The sequence below is a fragment of the Streptomyces sp. NPDC001920 genome, from assembly GCF_053594495.1.
The window spans coordinates 65,229-78,054 of the sequence record NZ_JBSFEP010000033.1 but is presented as its reverse complement, the minus strand read 5'-3'; the positions used below and the strand labels follow the sequence as shown (position 1 = coordinate 78,054).

The 12,826-nt window shown below is 70.4% G+C and carries 12 protein-coding genes and 1 rRNA gene; 3 read left to right on the top strand and 10 right to left on the bottom strand.

Annotation, left to right across the window (positions count from 1 at the left end; all coding sequences use genetic code 11):
• A 5S ribosomal RNA gene (gene rrf / locus ACWCPI_RS37355) occupies positions 1 to 82 on the top strand; the annotation flags it as partial.
• A gap of 49 nt (positions 83 to 131) precedes the next feature.
• On the opposite strand, the gene ACWCPI_RS37350 is transcribed toward rrf, so the two are convergent.
• Both ACWCPI_RS37350 and ACWCPI_RS37345 read right to left on the bottom strand, forming a co-directional pair.
• Positions 132 to 806 carry a response regulator gene (locus ACWCPI_RS37350; RefSeq protein WP_451042408.1) on the bottom strand — a complete coding sequence of 225 codons (675 nt, stop codon included), beginning with the start codon at positions 804 to 806 and terminating at the stop codon, positions 132 to 134.
• A complete protein-coding gene (locus tag ACWCPI_RS37345) occupies positions 803 to 2,077 on the bottom strand; it encodes a sensor histidine kinase (RefSeq protein ID WP_451042407.1) in 1,275 nt (424 codons plus the stop codon). The genes ACWCPI_RS37350 and ACWCPI_RS37345 overlap by 4 nt, the downstream gene beginning before the upstream one ends.
• A gap of 86 nt (positions 2,078 to 2,163) precedes the next feature.
• Here ACWCPI_RS37345 and ACWCPI_RS37340 point away from each other — a divergent pair, with 86 nt between their 5' ends.
• Positions 2,164 to 2,727, top strand: coding sequence for a GNAT family N-acetyltransferase (locus ACWCPI_RS37340; protein ID WP_451042406.1), 564 nt, complete (start codon positions 2,164 to 2,166; stop codon positions 2,725 to 2,727).
• A gap of 46 nt (positions 2,728 to 2,773) precedes the next feature.
• Here ACWCPI_RS37340 and ACWCPI_RS37335 read toward each other — a convergent pair whose 3' ends face one another.
• The 7 genes from ACWCPI_RS37335 to ACWCPI_RS37305 all read right to left on the bottom strand — a co-directional run bounded on the left by ACWCPI_RS37335 (position 2,774) and on the right by ACWCPI_RS37305 (position 11,074).
• Entirely contained in the window at positions 2,774 to 4,423 is a 1,650-nt protein-coding gene (locus tag ACWCPI_RS37335) for a TraM recognition domain-containing protein (protein ID WP_451042405.1), read from the bottom strand.
• A 9-nt stretch (positions 4,424 to 4,432) separates the two neighbouring features.
• Positions 4,433 to 5,845, bottom strand: coding sequence for an ATP-binding protein (locus ACWCPI_RS37330; protein WP_451042404.1), 1,413 nt, complete (start codon positions 5,843 to 5,845; stop codon positions 4,433 to 4,435).
• Positions 5,846 to 5,851: 6 nt separating this feature from the next.
• Complete coding sequence (locus tag ACWCPI_RS37325; RefSeq protein ID WP_388807304.1) at positions 5,852 to 7,408, bottom strand: SCO6880 family protein; 1,557 nt, start codon at positions 7,406 to 7,408, stop codon at positions 5,852 to 5,854.
• Positions 7,405 to 8,721 (bottom strand): hypothetical protein, encoded by a 1,317-nt coding sequence (locus tag ACWCPI_RS37320; protein WP_451042403.1) that lies wholly within the window; start codon positions 8,719 to 8,721, stop codon positions 7,405 to 7,407. The genes ACWCPI_RS37325 and ACWCPI_RS37320 overlap by 4 nt, the downstream gene beginning before the upstream one ends.
• On the bottom strand, positions 8,711 to 9,541 hold the full coding sequence (locus ACWCPI_RS37315) for a hypothetical protein (RefSeq protein WP_451042402.1): 831 nt from the start codon (positions 9,539 to 9,541) through the stop codon (positions 8,711 to 8,713). The genes ACWCPI_RS37320 and ACWCPI_RS37315 overlap by 11 nt, the downstream gene beginning before the upstream one ends.
• 207 nt (positions 9,542 to 9,748) lie before the next feature.
• Positions 9,749 to 10,057: a hypothetical protein gene (locus ACWCPI_RS37310; RefSeq protein WP_004000049.1), complete on the bottom strand. Its 309-nt coding sequence runs from the start codon at positions 10,055 to 10,057 to the stop codon at positions 9,749 to 9,751.
• Positions 10,058 to 10,471: 414 nt separating this feature from the next.
• Positions 10,472 to 11,074, bottom strand: a complete 603-nt coding sequence (locus tag ACWCPI_RS37305) for a TetR/AcrR family transcriptional regulator (protein WP_451042401.1) — start codon at positions 11,072 to 11,074, stop codon at positions 10,472 to 10,474.
• A gap of 89 nt (positions 11,075 to 11,163) precedes the next feature.
• Between ACWCPI_RS37305 and ACWCPI_RS37300 the strand changes: the two genes are divergently transcribed.
• Positions 11,164 to 12,108, top strand: a complete 945-nt coding sequence (locus ACWCPI_RS37300) for an oxidoreductase (RefSeq protein ID WP_451042400.1) — start codon at positions 11,164 to 11,166, stop codon at positions 12,106 to 12,108.
• Here the strand turns inward: ACWCPI_RS37300 and ACWCPI_RS37295 are convergent, their stop codons facing one another.
• A complete protein-coding gene (locus ACWCPI_RS37295) occupies positions 12,109 to 12,810 on the bottom strand; it encodes an HAD family hydrolase (RefSeq protein ID WP_451042399.1) in 702 nt (233 codons plus the stop codon).
• Between the last annotated feature and the right edge of the window lie 16 nt (positions 12,811 to 12,826).

The following is a 12,826-nucleotide window of genomic DNA, read 5'->3' as shown; positions in this document are numbered from 1 at the left end:
CATTCCGAACCCGGAAGCTAAGCCTTACAGCGCCGATGGTACTGCAGGGGGGACCCTGTGGGAGAGTAGGACACCGCCGAACAAATTTTAAGAAAAGGCCCACACCTTTATGGTGTGGGCCTTTTCGCGTTTCAGGACGGCTGTACCAGTCCGGTGTCGTACGCCAGAATCACCGCCTGGATTCTGTCTCGGGAGCCCGTCTTGGCGAGGATGCGGCCCACGTGGGTTTTCACCGTGGACTCGGCCAGGTGGAGGCGTCCCGCTATCTCCGTGTTCGTCCAGCCCTTGCCGACCACCGTGAGGATTTCGAGCTCGCGGTCGGTGAGAGCGGTGAGGCGTGCGTCGAGGGGCATGGTGGTGCCGTCGGCTGTGGTCTGTGCCGGCAGGTGGTGGACGTAGGCGTCCAGCAGGCGGCGGGTCAGGCTGGGGGCGACCACCGCGTCGCCTGTCGCCACGGCGCGGATGCCGGAGAGGAGCTCCTCCGGCTGGGCGTCCTTGACGAGGAAGCCGGAGGCGCCCGCGCGAAGGCCGGCGTAGGCGTACTCGTCGAGGTCGAAGGTCGTGAGGATCAGGACCCGGGTGCGGTCGCCGGCGGCGGTGATGCGGCGGGTGGCCTCGATGCCGTCCAGGCCGGGCATGCGGACGTCCATCAGGACGACGTCGGGGTGGAGTTCCGCGGTCATGCGGATCGCCTCGCTGCCGTTGGACGCCTCGCCGAGCACCGTCATGTCGTCCTGGCTCTCCAGAAGCATGCGGAAGCCGAAGCGCTGGAGAGGCTGGTCGTCGGTGATGAGGACGGTGGTCACTGCGGGGTTTCCTCCGGGAGACGCAGGTGGACGCGCCAGCCCCGTTCGGGCCGGGGGCGTGGGCCGGCCTCAAGTGTGCCGCCGTACAGGGCCGTTCGCTCGCGCATTCCGGGGAGGCCGCGGCCACCCGTGGTGTCGCAGGGACCGGTGGGGCCGCCGGCGCTGCCGGTGTCGGTCACGGTGGCGGTGACGGCGCCCTTCTCCTCGTAGGAGAGTGAGATCTCTGCCGTCGTGCCGGGGCCGGCGTGTTTGAGGGTGTTGGTCAGGGCTTCCTGGATGACGCGGTAGACGGTGAGCTGGCGGCCCGCGGGGAGGCTCGGGGTGCCGTGGACGGTGATGCGGACGGGGAGGCCGGCGGCGCGTACGCGGTCGAGGAGCTGGTCCAGGTCGGTGAGGGTGGGCTGGGGGGCCAGTTCGGGGTGGGGTGCGGTGGGGTCGTCCTCGTCGCGCAGGACGTCGAGGAGGCGGCGTAGTTCGCCGAGGGCCTGGCGGCTGGTGGTGGCGATGGCGTGCAGAGCCTGGGCGGCGCGCTCGGGGGACTTGGCGGCGGCGTACTGGCCGCCGTCGGCCAGGCCGGTGATGACGGACAGGTTGTGGCCGATGATGTCGTGCATCTCGCGGGCGATGCGCGCGCGTTCGGCCGCGGCGGCGAGCTGGGCCTGCTGGTCGCGTTCGATCTCCAGGCGGCGGGCGCGGTCCTCCAGGGCCTCGGTGTGGTCGCGGCGGGTGCGGACGGTGATGCCGACGGCGGCTGCCACGGCGACCGACATCAGTACGGGGACGATGTCCTTGTCGGGGCTTCCCTGGGGGTGGCGGGCCGCCAGCACCGCCATGGGGGCGGTGATCAGGGCCGTCGCCCACCACAGGTTGCGCGTACGGCGGCGCAGGGCGATGTGGAAGACGACGAGGAGCTGGAGCAGGAACGCCTGGAGGGCGATGCCCGTCCAGGCGTTCACCAGGGCGAACGGGGCCATGACGAGGAGTACGGCCCGCGGGTGCGACCGGCGTTCGAGGAGGGGGACGGAGAGACCGAGGCTGAGGAGGAGGACCAGCCAGCCGGGGTTGTCGTGGTCGCGGGCCACGTTGAGCCAGCCGCCGCCGTAGTAGTCGATCAGGGCCGCCGTCACCCAGAGGCCGGTGAGCTGCAGGTCCCAGACGAGGGGGTGGCGGAGGTCGAAGGCGCGTACCCGTCGGCTGATGCGTTGGACGTGCAGGGTGAGGGGTTCCGTGGCTCGCTCTTGCCTGGCCTGCTCTTCCGTCACGTCGTCCATGGTGCGCGGTGCCGTACCTGCGGGGACAGGACCGTGGGCACTATTCCAGGTGAGCGATGTCGTACCCGGGTACTACGGTGGCCGTCATGAGCACCCTGAGTCCCGGCGCCTACGTCATCCGGTCGATCCGTGCCGACGAGTGGCCTGCCGCCAAGGAGTTGAGGCTGGCCGCGCTGCGGGACCCGATCGCTCCGCTGGCCTTCCTGGAGACGTACGAGGCCGCTGTGGCCCGGCCCGACTCGTTCTGGCAGGAGCGGGCCGCCCGTGCCTGTGAGGGGGCCGACCAGGCGCAGATGATCATCGCGGAGCGGCCGGACGGGGTGTGGGTCGGGACGTTGACCGTGCTGATGGAGGAGCCGGGGACGACCGACTGGGCCGGGTTCGAGGTGGAGCGGAAGCAGGGGCATGTCGTCGCTGTGTTCGTACGGCCGGAGGAGCGGGGGAGCGGGTTGACCGATGTGCTCTTCGACGCCGGGCTGGAGTGGGCGTGGTCGCGGGGCGCCGAGCGGGTGCGGTTGATCGTGCACGAGGAGAACGGACGGGCCCAGCGGTTCTACCGCAAGGTGGGGTTCGTGCCGAGCGGCGTGAGCGTGCCGCTCGCCGCGGCTCCGGGGGAGACCGAGGTGGAGTTCGTCCTTGAGCGGCCCTGACCGGCCGGCTCGGGGGCCGGCGCGGGGGCGGGCGTAACGCCTCCGGTCACACCGGGAGTTCGTCGTGCGGCCAACGGGAACGGGCCTGTTCCCGGGACCGGAGCAGGGCCAGGGTCGGCATGCCCCGGTCCGCTCCGGTTGCCAGCAGCTCCGGGAGCTGGGGAAGCGGAGCCACGGCGGCGACGTCGTCCAGGACGAGCGTCAGTGGTGGGTCGAGGCGACCGGAGGATGACCGTTCGGCCATGCGCCGGCCGCGCTCGACCACGTTCGAGACGAGGGCCGTCAGCAGGGGCATCGCGCCGGGGTTGCTCCTGGGGTCCTCAATGGATTCACCTACCACATAAAGCGTGCCCGCTTCGTGAACGAAGGAATCCAAGGCGAGGGCATCAGTTCGGTTTGGAGTGCAGGCCTCGCGGATGTTGACCGTGAGGAGGGCCGAGAGGGCTCTGCCGGTCAGTTCATGGGCCATGTCCCGGCGTTCGGGGTGGGCCGTGAGGGCGGCTTCGAGTTCGCCCGCGGCGCCCGGCGCGGCCTTCGGGTTCGTCCGGAGGGTGCGTACGGCGTCCTGGACCTGGGTGCCCTGGGACCAGCGGTGGACGTGGCGCATCGTGCGCCCGTCGATGGCCGCGGCGTGCAGGTAGCTGCGCAGGAGCGTCTCGGCGGTGTCGCTGACCGCCTGGTCGAGGCGGGAGGTGGGGCGGACCGGGGTCAGGAGCGCGGATGCTCGGGAGGCCGCTGTCCGCTTGTCCTCGCAGCCCGCGACGGGGGACCAGTGGAGGCGGCCCGGGGTGTCGCACAGGTGCGTGGGATCGTAGAGGTGCACCGGGCCGAGCTTGGAGCGGGCGTCCTTGGTCTGTTCCCACAGGGCCGCGTTCGAGGTGACCACGAGGGTGGGGCCCGCCGCGTCGTGGACCGCCTGGGCCGCGGTTGCCTGGCGGCTCTCCCTGGGGGCCACCAGGATCTTCTCCCATCCGGCGTGCTGTTCGACGGGCGACGGGCTGTACGTCTCGGTCAACGCCACCGTGCCTGCGCCCGTGCCTGCGCCCGCGTCCGTGCCCTCGCCGGGCGCTGTGCGTTCGGTCGTCGTGGTCGGCCTGCCGGAATCGGGGTGCGGTGCCGGTGACGGGTGCATCGGTGACGGGTGCATCGGCGACTGGTGCTCCTGCGTCGGGTACACCGGTGACGGGTGCGCCTGTGTGGGCTGCGGCTGCGGCTCCGTTCTCGGGGCCGGGACGTCGGCTTTGACGAGGGCCGGGGAGGACGGCCCGGCAGGGTCCGGCTCCCCCTCGACCCCCGTCTTCCCCGCCCGCCGCGCCGCCCTGACGGCTCGCCAGCGGGCCACCGTCCCCAGCACGAACACCGTGAGGACGATCAGGATCATCAGCTGGCCTATGAACAGGCCCCAGAAGAGCCCGTATCCCGAGAACTGGTTCGCCGGCGCGTCCGGCCAGGCGCCCGGGATGTCGTGGGGCTGCTCGATCAGGTGGCGCATGGCCAGCGGGGTGCGGGCGAAGGTGACGCCGGTCGGCCACGAGCCGTGCGCGAACCAGGCCGCCAGGCCCGTCGCCGACCAGACCAGCACGGTCATGCCCAGGAGGAAGGCGAGCAGGCCGATCAACAGGCCGTCGGGGATGCCTCCCTGGGCCTCCCGGTGGTTCCTGCCGTCCCGGTGTGCGCGGCGGTCGTCCGGTCTCAACGCTTCTCCTTACGCCACCGTCGATTCGGAGTCGCCGAGGTGCTGCTCCACGAAGGCCGCCGCCCGTTCCTCCGCCTCCAGCTCGGCGGCGCGCAGCGCGTCGTCGGCCAGGTGGTCGCTCGACGACTCGGTCATCGCGCGGTCGGTGAAGACCAGGGGGCGTTCGGTCTCGGTGACCAGGTGTTTGACGACCTGGACGTTGCCGTTGACGTCCCAGACGGCGATGCCGGGCGTGAGGGAGGGGATGATCTCCACCGCCCAGCGCGGCAGGCCCAGTACGCGGCCCGTCGCCCTCGCCTCGTCCGCCTTCTGGGCGTAGATCGTCCTGGTCGACGCCATCTTCAGGATCGCCGCCGCCTCCTTCGCCGCCGCGCCGTCCACGACGTCCGAGAGGTGGTGGACGACCGCGACGAAGGACAGGCCGAGCCGTCGGCCGAACTTGAGCAGACGCTGGAACAGCTGGGCCACGAAGGGGCTGTTGATGATGTGCCAGGCCTCCTCGACCAGGAAGATGCGCTTCTTCCGGTCGGGGCGGATCCAGGTGTGCTCCAGCCATACGCCGACGATCGCCATCAGGATCGGCATCGCGATGGAGTTGCGGTCGATGTGGGACAAATCGAACACAATGAGGGGCGCGTCCAGGTCGATGCCGACCGTCGTGGGGCCGTCGAACATGCCCCTCAGGTCACCGTCGACCAGGCGGTCCAGCACAAGTGCCACGTCCAGGCCCCACGCCCGTACGTCGTCTATGGCGACGTTCATCGCCTCAGCGGACTCCGGCTCGGGGTGCCGTAGCTGCTCGACGATGTCGGTCAGGACCGGCTGGCGTTCGACGATCGTCTCGTTGACGTAGGCGTGCGCGACCTTCAGCGCGAAGCCGGAGCGCTCGTCGAGGCCGTGGCCCATCGCGACCTCGATGATCGTGCGGAGCAGCGCCAGCTGGCCCGTGGTCGTGATCGACGGGTCGAGGGGGTTGAGGCGGATGCCGTGGTCCAGGGCGGCCATCGGGTCGAGCCGGATCGGCGTTATCCCCAGCTCCTGCGCGATGAGGTTCCACTCGCCGACACCGTCCTCGCCCTGGGCGTCGAGGACGACGACCTGGCGGTCGCGGAAGCGCAGCTGCCGTAGGACGTAGGTCTTCTCCAGGGCCGACTTGCCGTTGCCGGACTCGCCGAGGACCAGCCAGTGCGGGGCGGGGAGCTGCTGGCCGTACAGCTGGAAGGGGTCGTAGATGTAGCCCTTCCCGGAGTACACCTCGCGGCCGATGATGACGCCCGAGTCGCCGAGGCCGGGGGCGGCGGTCGGGAGGTAGACCGCCTGGGCCTGGCCCGTCGACGTGCGCACCGGCGGCCGGGTCGTCTCGACCTTCCCGAAGAGGAAGGACGTGAAGGCGTCGGTGAGGACGGACAGCGGGTCCCGCATCAGGTCCTACCTCCGAATGCCGGTGGCGAAGGGGAGCGTGTTGACGAATGCCCGGTGGTGCTCGCGGTCGCACCATTCCAGCTTCAGATACGACTTTCCGGCCGACGCCCGGATGGTCCGCTTGTCGCGGGCCAGCGCCTCGGGGCTACGGGAGGAGACGGTGATGTAGCCGACCAGGTTCACTCCGGCGGCGCCGCTCGCGAGGTCCTCCCCGCGCTGGTCGAGACGGTTGTGGGCGGCGACGTCGCGCGGGTCCACGGTGCGGTTCATCTTGGCGGCGCGGCTCGCCTCCGCCTCGTCGTTGGTCTTCTCGGTCAGCATGCGCTCGATGGCGACCTCGGTGGGTTCGAGGTCCATCGTGACGGCGACCGTGCGGATGACGTCCGGGGTGTGGACGAGCAGCGGCGCCAGGAAGTTGACGCCGACCGGGGTCATCGGCCACTCCTTCACCCAGGCCGTGGCGTGGCACCAGGGGGCGCGTGTGGAGGACTCCCGCGTCTTCGCCTGGAGGAACGTCGGCTCCATGGCGTCCAGCTCGGCCGGCCAGGCGTTGCGCTTCGTCATCGCCTGGATGTGGTCGATCGGGTGGTCCGGGTCGTACATGGAGTGGATGAGGGAGGCGAGGCGGCCCTGCCCGAGCGGCTGGCGGACCCGGATGTCGGCTTCCTGCAGGCGCGAGCAGATGTCGGTGAGCTCGCGGGCCATGACGACCGCGAGACCGGCGTCCCGGTCGATCTTCCCGCCGTGTGTGCGGGCGGCCCGGGCCATCGCCAGGGCCTCGGCGGACAGTTCGCGGGTGAAGTGCATGCAGGCGACGAGGTACGCGCGGTGCTGCTCGCTGCTCGTCGACACCATGGACTGCAGTTGGTCGTACGACTGCTGCAGCCAGCCCGGGGAACGGTCGTCGCCGCGTACGGCGACGTCCTTGGCGTGGGCGTCGGGGTCGGCGGGGAGGGTGCGGGCGAGCATCTGCAGGCGGGTGACGAAGCCGTCGCCGTTGGCGACATGCTTCAGCAGGGTGCCGAAGCGGTCGACGAGGGCCTCCTGGTCCTCGGAGTCCCGCAGGCCGACGCCGGGCCCCTCGATCTCGATCGCGGCCGTCACCGTGCGGCGGTCGGCGTGCAGCAGTACGGCGATCTCGTCCGGCCCGAACGGCGCGGCGAGCCATGTGATGCGGCCGATACCCGGGGGCGGGCCGACCTCGACCTCGCGGCCGTCGATGTGGGTGCCGGCCTCGATGGCGCCGGAGCGGTAGGTCGTGCCCTGGCGCAGGGTGCGCTTGTAGCTGCGGTTGATCTCGAACCACTTGTAGAAGGTCCGCTGCTTGTACGGCACGTAGACCGCGGCCAGCGCGAGCATCGGGAAGCCCATGAGCAGCACGATGCGTGCGGACAGGACGGGGACGAGGAGGCCGCACATCATGCCGAGGAACGCGCCCGCGATGATCAGCGCGATCTCGCCGGTCTCGCGGTTGCGGCCGACGATCGCGTTCGGCCGGGCGCGGCCGATGAGATAGGTACGGCGGGGCGTGACCGGATGGGACACATGGGACTCGGTCGTCAACGCCCGTCACCTCCTGAACGATTGCTGTTGCGGGTGTTGCTGGCGTGAGGGGTGTTCACCGTGCTGCTCGAACGGGGTGCGGGTGCGGCGGAGGGGACAGATCCGCCGCCCCCGTTCGAGGAGCGCGAGCTGTGCGCGGCGACCCCGCCGGAGGCGGGGTTGGAGGGGCGTGCTCCGCCGGCGTTGCTGTCCGCGCGGGTGCTGTGGGCCTTGATGCCCTGGGCGACGAGGGTCGCCGGGGAGCTGATGACGGCGGCGGCCTTGCCTTCGGCGCCGCGCATGATGCGGTTGTTGCGGGAGCCGGCGAGTTCGTCGCCGAAGCCGGGGACGAAGCGGTAGATCATCGCGCTGGCGAAGATGGCCAGCAGGATGATGGCGAGGCCGGAGACGACGGCGGAGAAGGCGTTCGGGCCGTCGTCGGCGGACAGGGCGCCGGCGAGGCCGAGGACGATGACGATGACCGGCTTCACGAGGATGACGGCGATCATGATGCCCGCCCAGCGGCGGACGTGGCCCCACAGGTTCTTGTCGACCAGTCCCGCGTAGACGACGGTGCCGAGGAGGGCGCCGACGTAGAGCAGTGCGGCGCGGATGACGAGCTCCAGCCACAGGACGCCGGCGGCGAGGATGCTGACCAGGGAGACGACGATCAGCATGATCGGGCCGCCGCCGATGTCCTCGCCCTTGTCCAGGGCACCGGAGAAGGTGCCGAAGAACGTGTCCGTCTGGTCGCCCGTGGTTTTCGCGAGGACGTCGGTGATGCCGTCGGTCGCCGATACGACGGTGTAGAGGATCAGGGGCGTGAAGGCGGACGCCAGCACCGTGAGCCACAGGAAGCCGATCGCTTCGCTGATGGCGGTGGTGAGGGGGACGCCTCTCACGGCTCGCTTGGCCACGGCCAGCAGCCACAGCAGGAGCGTGAGGATCGTCGATGCCGCGAAGACGACGGCGTACTGCTGGAGGAACTTGGTGTTCGTGAAGTCGACGTTCGCGGTCTCCTTCACGGCGTCACTGAGCTGGTTGACCGTCCATGCGGCGGCGTCGGCACAGCCCTTGGCGAGGGAGGAGAGGGGGTCGAGGGTGGAGGTGGGGTCGGTGAGGGAGGGGGTGCCGCCGGAGCGGTTGGAGCCGCCGTTGTCTTTTTCGCAGTAGTCCTTGGCGGGGCCGTGGATCAGATCACAGGGGTTGTTGCTTCCCGACGGCGTGGGCGAGGGTGTGGGCGCCGCGAAGGCACGCGTGGCCGTGAGGACGGCTGTGGTCTGTACGGCTGTGAAGACAGCAGCCAGGTGGAGAGCGCGGCGGTTAGCGGGCATACGTGAACCCTCCGTACTCCTCGACGGCCTTTGCCATCTCGTCGGCACTGGAGGCCCTTTCATCGCCTGGCACGGGGGTAGGGCCGTCCTTCTGCGAGTGCGTCACGATCTTCCAGCCGCCATCGGTCCATTCGAGCTTCATGGTGATGGTGAACCAACTGTTCGTGACAGGGTTCGTCGAGTTCTCCCCGGCGAGGCCGAGGAGGCCACTGCACCAGACCTCGACGGTTGCGCTGTTGGCGGTTGACTCGGTGATCTTGGTGCCGATCGGGCTCGTACGCGAGACGAAGGTGTAGCCCGCTGGCGTCGTGCCATCCTCGTTCAGGCCCACGTTCTTGTTGAACGAGGCGGTGTAGGCCTGATCCAGTGTCGTCTCGAACTCGGGGATCCGGGAGGGAGCGATGATGGTCTGCAGGATGGCGTCGCGCCTGGCCTTGTCGAACATGTCGGCCGAGCCCAGCGCGACTGCGTAGTTTGACGCTGCGCTCTGCGCTCCTTGCGCATCCCGAGCGAACCCCGCCGGAATCCCCCCGGCCTTCCCCTCCACCGGCTTGGAGCCGCTGGCTGCCGTCGCTGAGGAATTCGGCTGGTTCTCGTCCCCCGTGCCCTGAGCGGAGTCGTCGCCTCCACGGTTCGCGAAGGCGATCGCCGCGATGAGGAGGACCACCACACCCACCACGGTGACCAGGCTCCGCGAGGACGCGCGGCCGCCCCGCCGCGCGCCCCCGTACACGTCGGTGCTGCTCTCCGGCAGCCGTGTCCTGGTCTGACCGGTGCCTCCGTAGCCGCCGGAGGACTCCCGTTCGTCTCCGAGACTCATGCCGCGTACGCCCCCTCGGCGTCGGATGAATACACGTAGGAGTACGACGGTAGCCGTGCTGGTTCCCGCGTGGGCGCGGTGTGGTGACTCGACATCAGGGAAACGCAACCTCAGCCGGTTGGGCACGACGGGTGGGTGGGGGACTGGGGAGACCGGGCGTGCCCGGAGCGGACGGAGGGATCGAGGAGCGGGGAGCTGGACGGGCGGCTATACGGCCATGCCGTACACGATGGTGAACAGCGTGCCCAGTGAGCCGATGATGAAGACGCCCGTCAGCCCGGCGATGATCAGACCCTTGCCCTGCTCGGCGCTGAACGTGTCGCGCAGCGCCGTGGCGCCGATGCGCTGTTTGGCCGCGCCCCAGATGGCGATGCCGAGGCAGATCAGGATGGCCACCGCCATCACGACCTCGATCATCACCTTCGCCTCGTTGCCCAGGCTGCCGAAGGGACCCCAGTCCGGAGCGATCCCGCCGATGATGGTGTTGATGTCGCCCTTATCGGCCGCAAAGAGCATGTAAGTCACCGCCCCTGTTGGGTAGTTCCGCAGTTCCCCTGCGCTGCGCAGAGGTCAGGCCTCATTCTCGCCGACATTGTCGCCGTCGTATGTCGACTTGGCGTCATTGATGGGCGGGATTCGTACGAATACCTCGTACGGTCACTCTGTGTATCACGGCAGGTCACGCCGGGCAATGAGGCCTGAGCGGAACCTGGCGTGTGGTTCCGTCGTTACCCCTCTTCACCCCGGGGGCCGTTTCTGACGGCCGGTCGGGTGAGTGGTCGTGCCCGTGTTCTGCGGGTGAAGGCTATCCCGGGGTGGCGTACGGGCCGTGCCGGGGTGTGGGCGTCGTGGAGGGGAGGGGGGAGGTGGTGATGGGGGGTCAGGCGGCAGGGGAGGGGCGGCGGGTGGGTGTCCCCCGCGGTCTGCGGGTCAGCGGGGCTTCAAGCCGTGCAGCAGGTGGTGGACCAGGCCCTCGACGCCCGCCAGGGCCGCTTCCGGGGTCAGCCAGCCGGCGGTGATGAAGGCGGACACTCCGTGGAGGGCGGCGCCGGTGACGAGGTTGAGTTCCTCGGGGTCGCCGTCGATGATCTCGCCGCGCTTCTGGGCGTCCGCGAGGACGCGTTCGAGGCTGCCGACCGTGCGGTCGACGGCGGCCGCCATCTGCTCGGAGGCGCCGGGGTCGTGCTTGCGCGCGTACATGAGCTCCAGGAGCTCGGTGTTGTCGACGGCGAAGCCGAGGTAGACCCGGGCCAGGGCGGTGAGGCGCGGTTCCAGTGGGAGCGCGGGGTCGTCGGCGGCGCTCAGGGCCTGGGCCAGCCGTTCGTACCCGGCCAGGGCCAGTGCGTTGAGCAGGGCCTGTTTGTCCTTGAAGTGCCGGCCCGGGGCGGCGTGGCTGACACCGACGTCGCGGGCCAGTTCGCGCAGGGAGAGGGAGGCGACGCCCTTGTCACGCAGGGTGCGTTCCGCGGCGGTGAGCAGGGCGGCGCGCAGGTCTCCGTGGTGATAGGGGCGGCTCTCGTGCATGCGCACCATCGTAGCTTGATGTTGTCGGCGCCATCATTGTTGGCGTCGCCACCATTGTTGTCATTGACAGCATTGTTGGCAACGCCTACATTCGAGGTATGGCTGACCACATGAAGAAGAACGACAAGGCATGGGACGCGACCCGCCTCCCCGACCTCACCGGCCGCACGGCCGTCGTCACCGGCGCCAACAGCGGCATCGGGCTCACGGCCTCGGACGCGCTGGCCCGTGCGGGCGCCCACGTCGTGCTGGCCGTCCGGGACCTGGAGCGAGGGCGGGTGGCCGCGGCGAAGGTGCACGGCAGCACGGAGGTGCGGCGGCTGGACCTGGCGGATCTGTCGTCGGTGCGGGAGTTCGCGGACGGCTGGCAGGGGCGGCCGCTGGACCTGCTGATCAACAACGCGGGCGTGATGATGCTGCCGCGGCAGCGGACGGCGGACGGCTTCGAGATGCAGTTCGGCACGAACCACCTCGGCCACTTCGCGCTGACGAACCTGCTGCTGCCGTACGTCACCGACCGGGTGGTGACGGTCTCGTCCGGTGCCCACCGCTGGTTCGGTGCGCGGATCCGCTTCGAGGACCTCGACTTCACCTCCGGCTACGACCCGCAGCGCGCCTACGCCCAGTCGAAGCTGGCGAACCTCCTCTTCACGCTGGAACTCCAGCGCCGCCTGACGGAGACCGGCTCCCCGGTGCGCGCTGTCGCGGCACACCCCGGTTACGCCGCCACCAACCTCCAGAGCCATGCCGGGAACCCGGTGATGCGGGGGCTCATGAAGCTCGGCAACAGGTTCTTCGCCCAGGACGACAGGGCGGGCGCGCTGCCGACGCTGTACGCCGCCACGCAGGAACTGCCCGGCGCGAGCTACGTCGGTCCCGACGGGTTCGCCGAGATGCGGGGTGCGCCGACGCTGGTGGGGCGGACCAGGGCGGCCAGTGACGCGGCGGTGGCGCGGCGGCTGTGGACGGTGTCGGAGGAGCTGACGGGGGTGAGCTGGCCCTCGGAGGGGGTGCGGCCGGCCCCGGCTGCCGCTGAGCGCTGACTAGGCGGTTCGGCGAGCGTCGGGTCGCGCCAGTCGTGCGGCCCAGGCCGACAGTTCGGGTGTGTCCAGGGTGGCGCCCAGCCAGTCGTGGTCGAGGCCGGCACCGGGGAGGGACGGTACGACCGCCACGTAGAGCCCGGCGGCGCGCGCCGCGCAGATGCCCGTGGCCGAGTCCTCGAAGGCCACGGAGTGCTCCGGTGCCGCGCCGAGCGCCTCGCAGGCGGTGCGGTAGAGGTCGGGCGCGGGCTTGGGTGAGCGGACCTCGTCAGCGGCGAACGAGTGCTCGAAGTACGGGGCGAGACCGGCCGATTCCAGTGCGGTGTCGAGCAGTTCGCGAGGGCTGTTGCTGGCGACGGCGATCGGTACGGCCGCCCGGCAGGCCCGCACCAACTCCGCGGCCCCGGGGAGGGCGGCGGCCCCCCGGGCCAGCTCCACGCGGACCCCGTCGAGGAGTTCGGCGGCGAGCTCGGGGCCGGCTCCCGGCCGCCCGAAGTACTCCGCCATGGCCGCTGCCGCGGCCTCCACGGTACGGCCGATGAGCAGGGCCTTCTGTTCGGGCCCGAAGGGATGGCCGTGCGCGGCGAAGAGGGCCCGTTCCGCGACCGTCCAGCAGCGTTCGGTGTCGACCAGGAGGCCGTCGCAGTCGAAGACGACGGCTTGGGGGGCGGCGGGGAGGGGGCGCGGGCGGGGGGTGGGGTGCATGGAGGGGCGCTGTCCT

What these genes read in the sequence shown, in the direction of transcription:
- ACWCPI_RS37315 (WP_451042402.1), bottom strand. Translation starts at nt 9,541, where the DNA reads ATGAGTCTCGGAGACGAACGGGAGTCCTCCGGCGGCTACGGAGGCACC.
- ACWCPI_RS37330 (WP_451042404.1), bottom strand. Translation starts at nt 5,845, where the DNA reads ATGCGGGACCCGCTGTCCGTCCTCACCGACGCCTTCACGTCCTTCCTC.
- ACWCPI_RS37320 (WP_451042403.1), bottom strand. Translation starts at nt 8,721, where the DNA reads ATGCCCGCTAACCGCCGCGCTCTCCACCTGGCTGCTGTCTTCACAGCC.
- ACWCPI_RS37340 (WP_451042406.1), top strand. Translation starts at nt 2,164, where the DNA reads ATGAGCACCCTGAGTCCCGGCGCCTACGTCATCCGGTCGATCCGTGCC.
- ACWCPI_RS37295 (WP_451042399.1), bottom strand. Translation starts at nt 12,810, where the DNA reads ATGCACCCCACCCCCCGCCCGCGCCCCCTCCCCGCCGCCCCCCAAGCC.
- ACWCPI_RS37345 (WP_451042407.1), bottom strand. Translation starts at nt 2,077, where the DNA reads ATGGACGACGTGACGGAAGAGCAGGCCAGGCAAGAGCGAGCCACGGAA.
- ACWCPI_RS37305 (WP_451042401.1), bottom strand. Translation starts at nt 11,074, where the DNA reads ATGGTGCGCATGCACGAGAGCCGCCCCTATCACCACGGAGACCTGCGC.
- ACWCPI_RS37310 (WP_004000049.1), bottom strand. Translation starts at nt 10,057, where the DNA reads ATGCTCTTTGCGGCCGATAAGGGCGACATCAACACCATCATCGGCGGG.
- ACWCPI_RS37300 (WP_451042400.1), top strand. Translation starts at nt 11,164, where the DNA reads ATGGCTGACCACATGAAGAAGAACGACAAGGCATGGGACGCGACCCGC.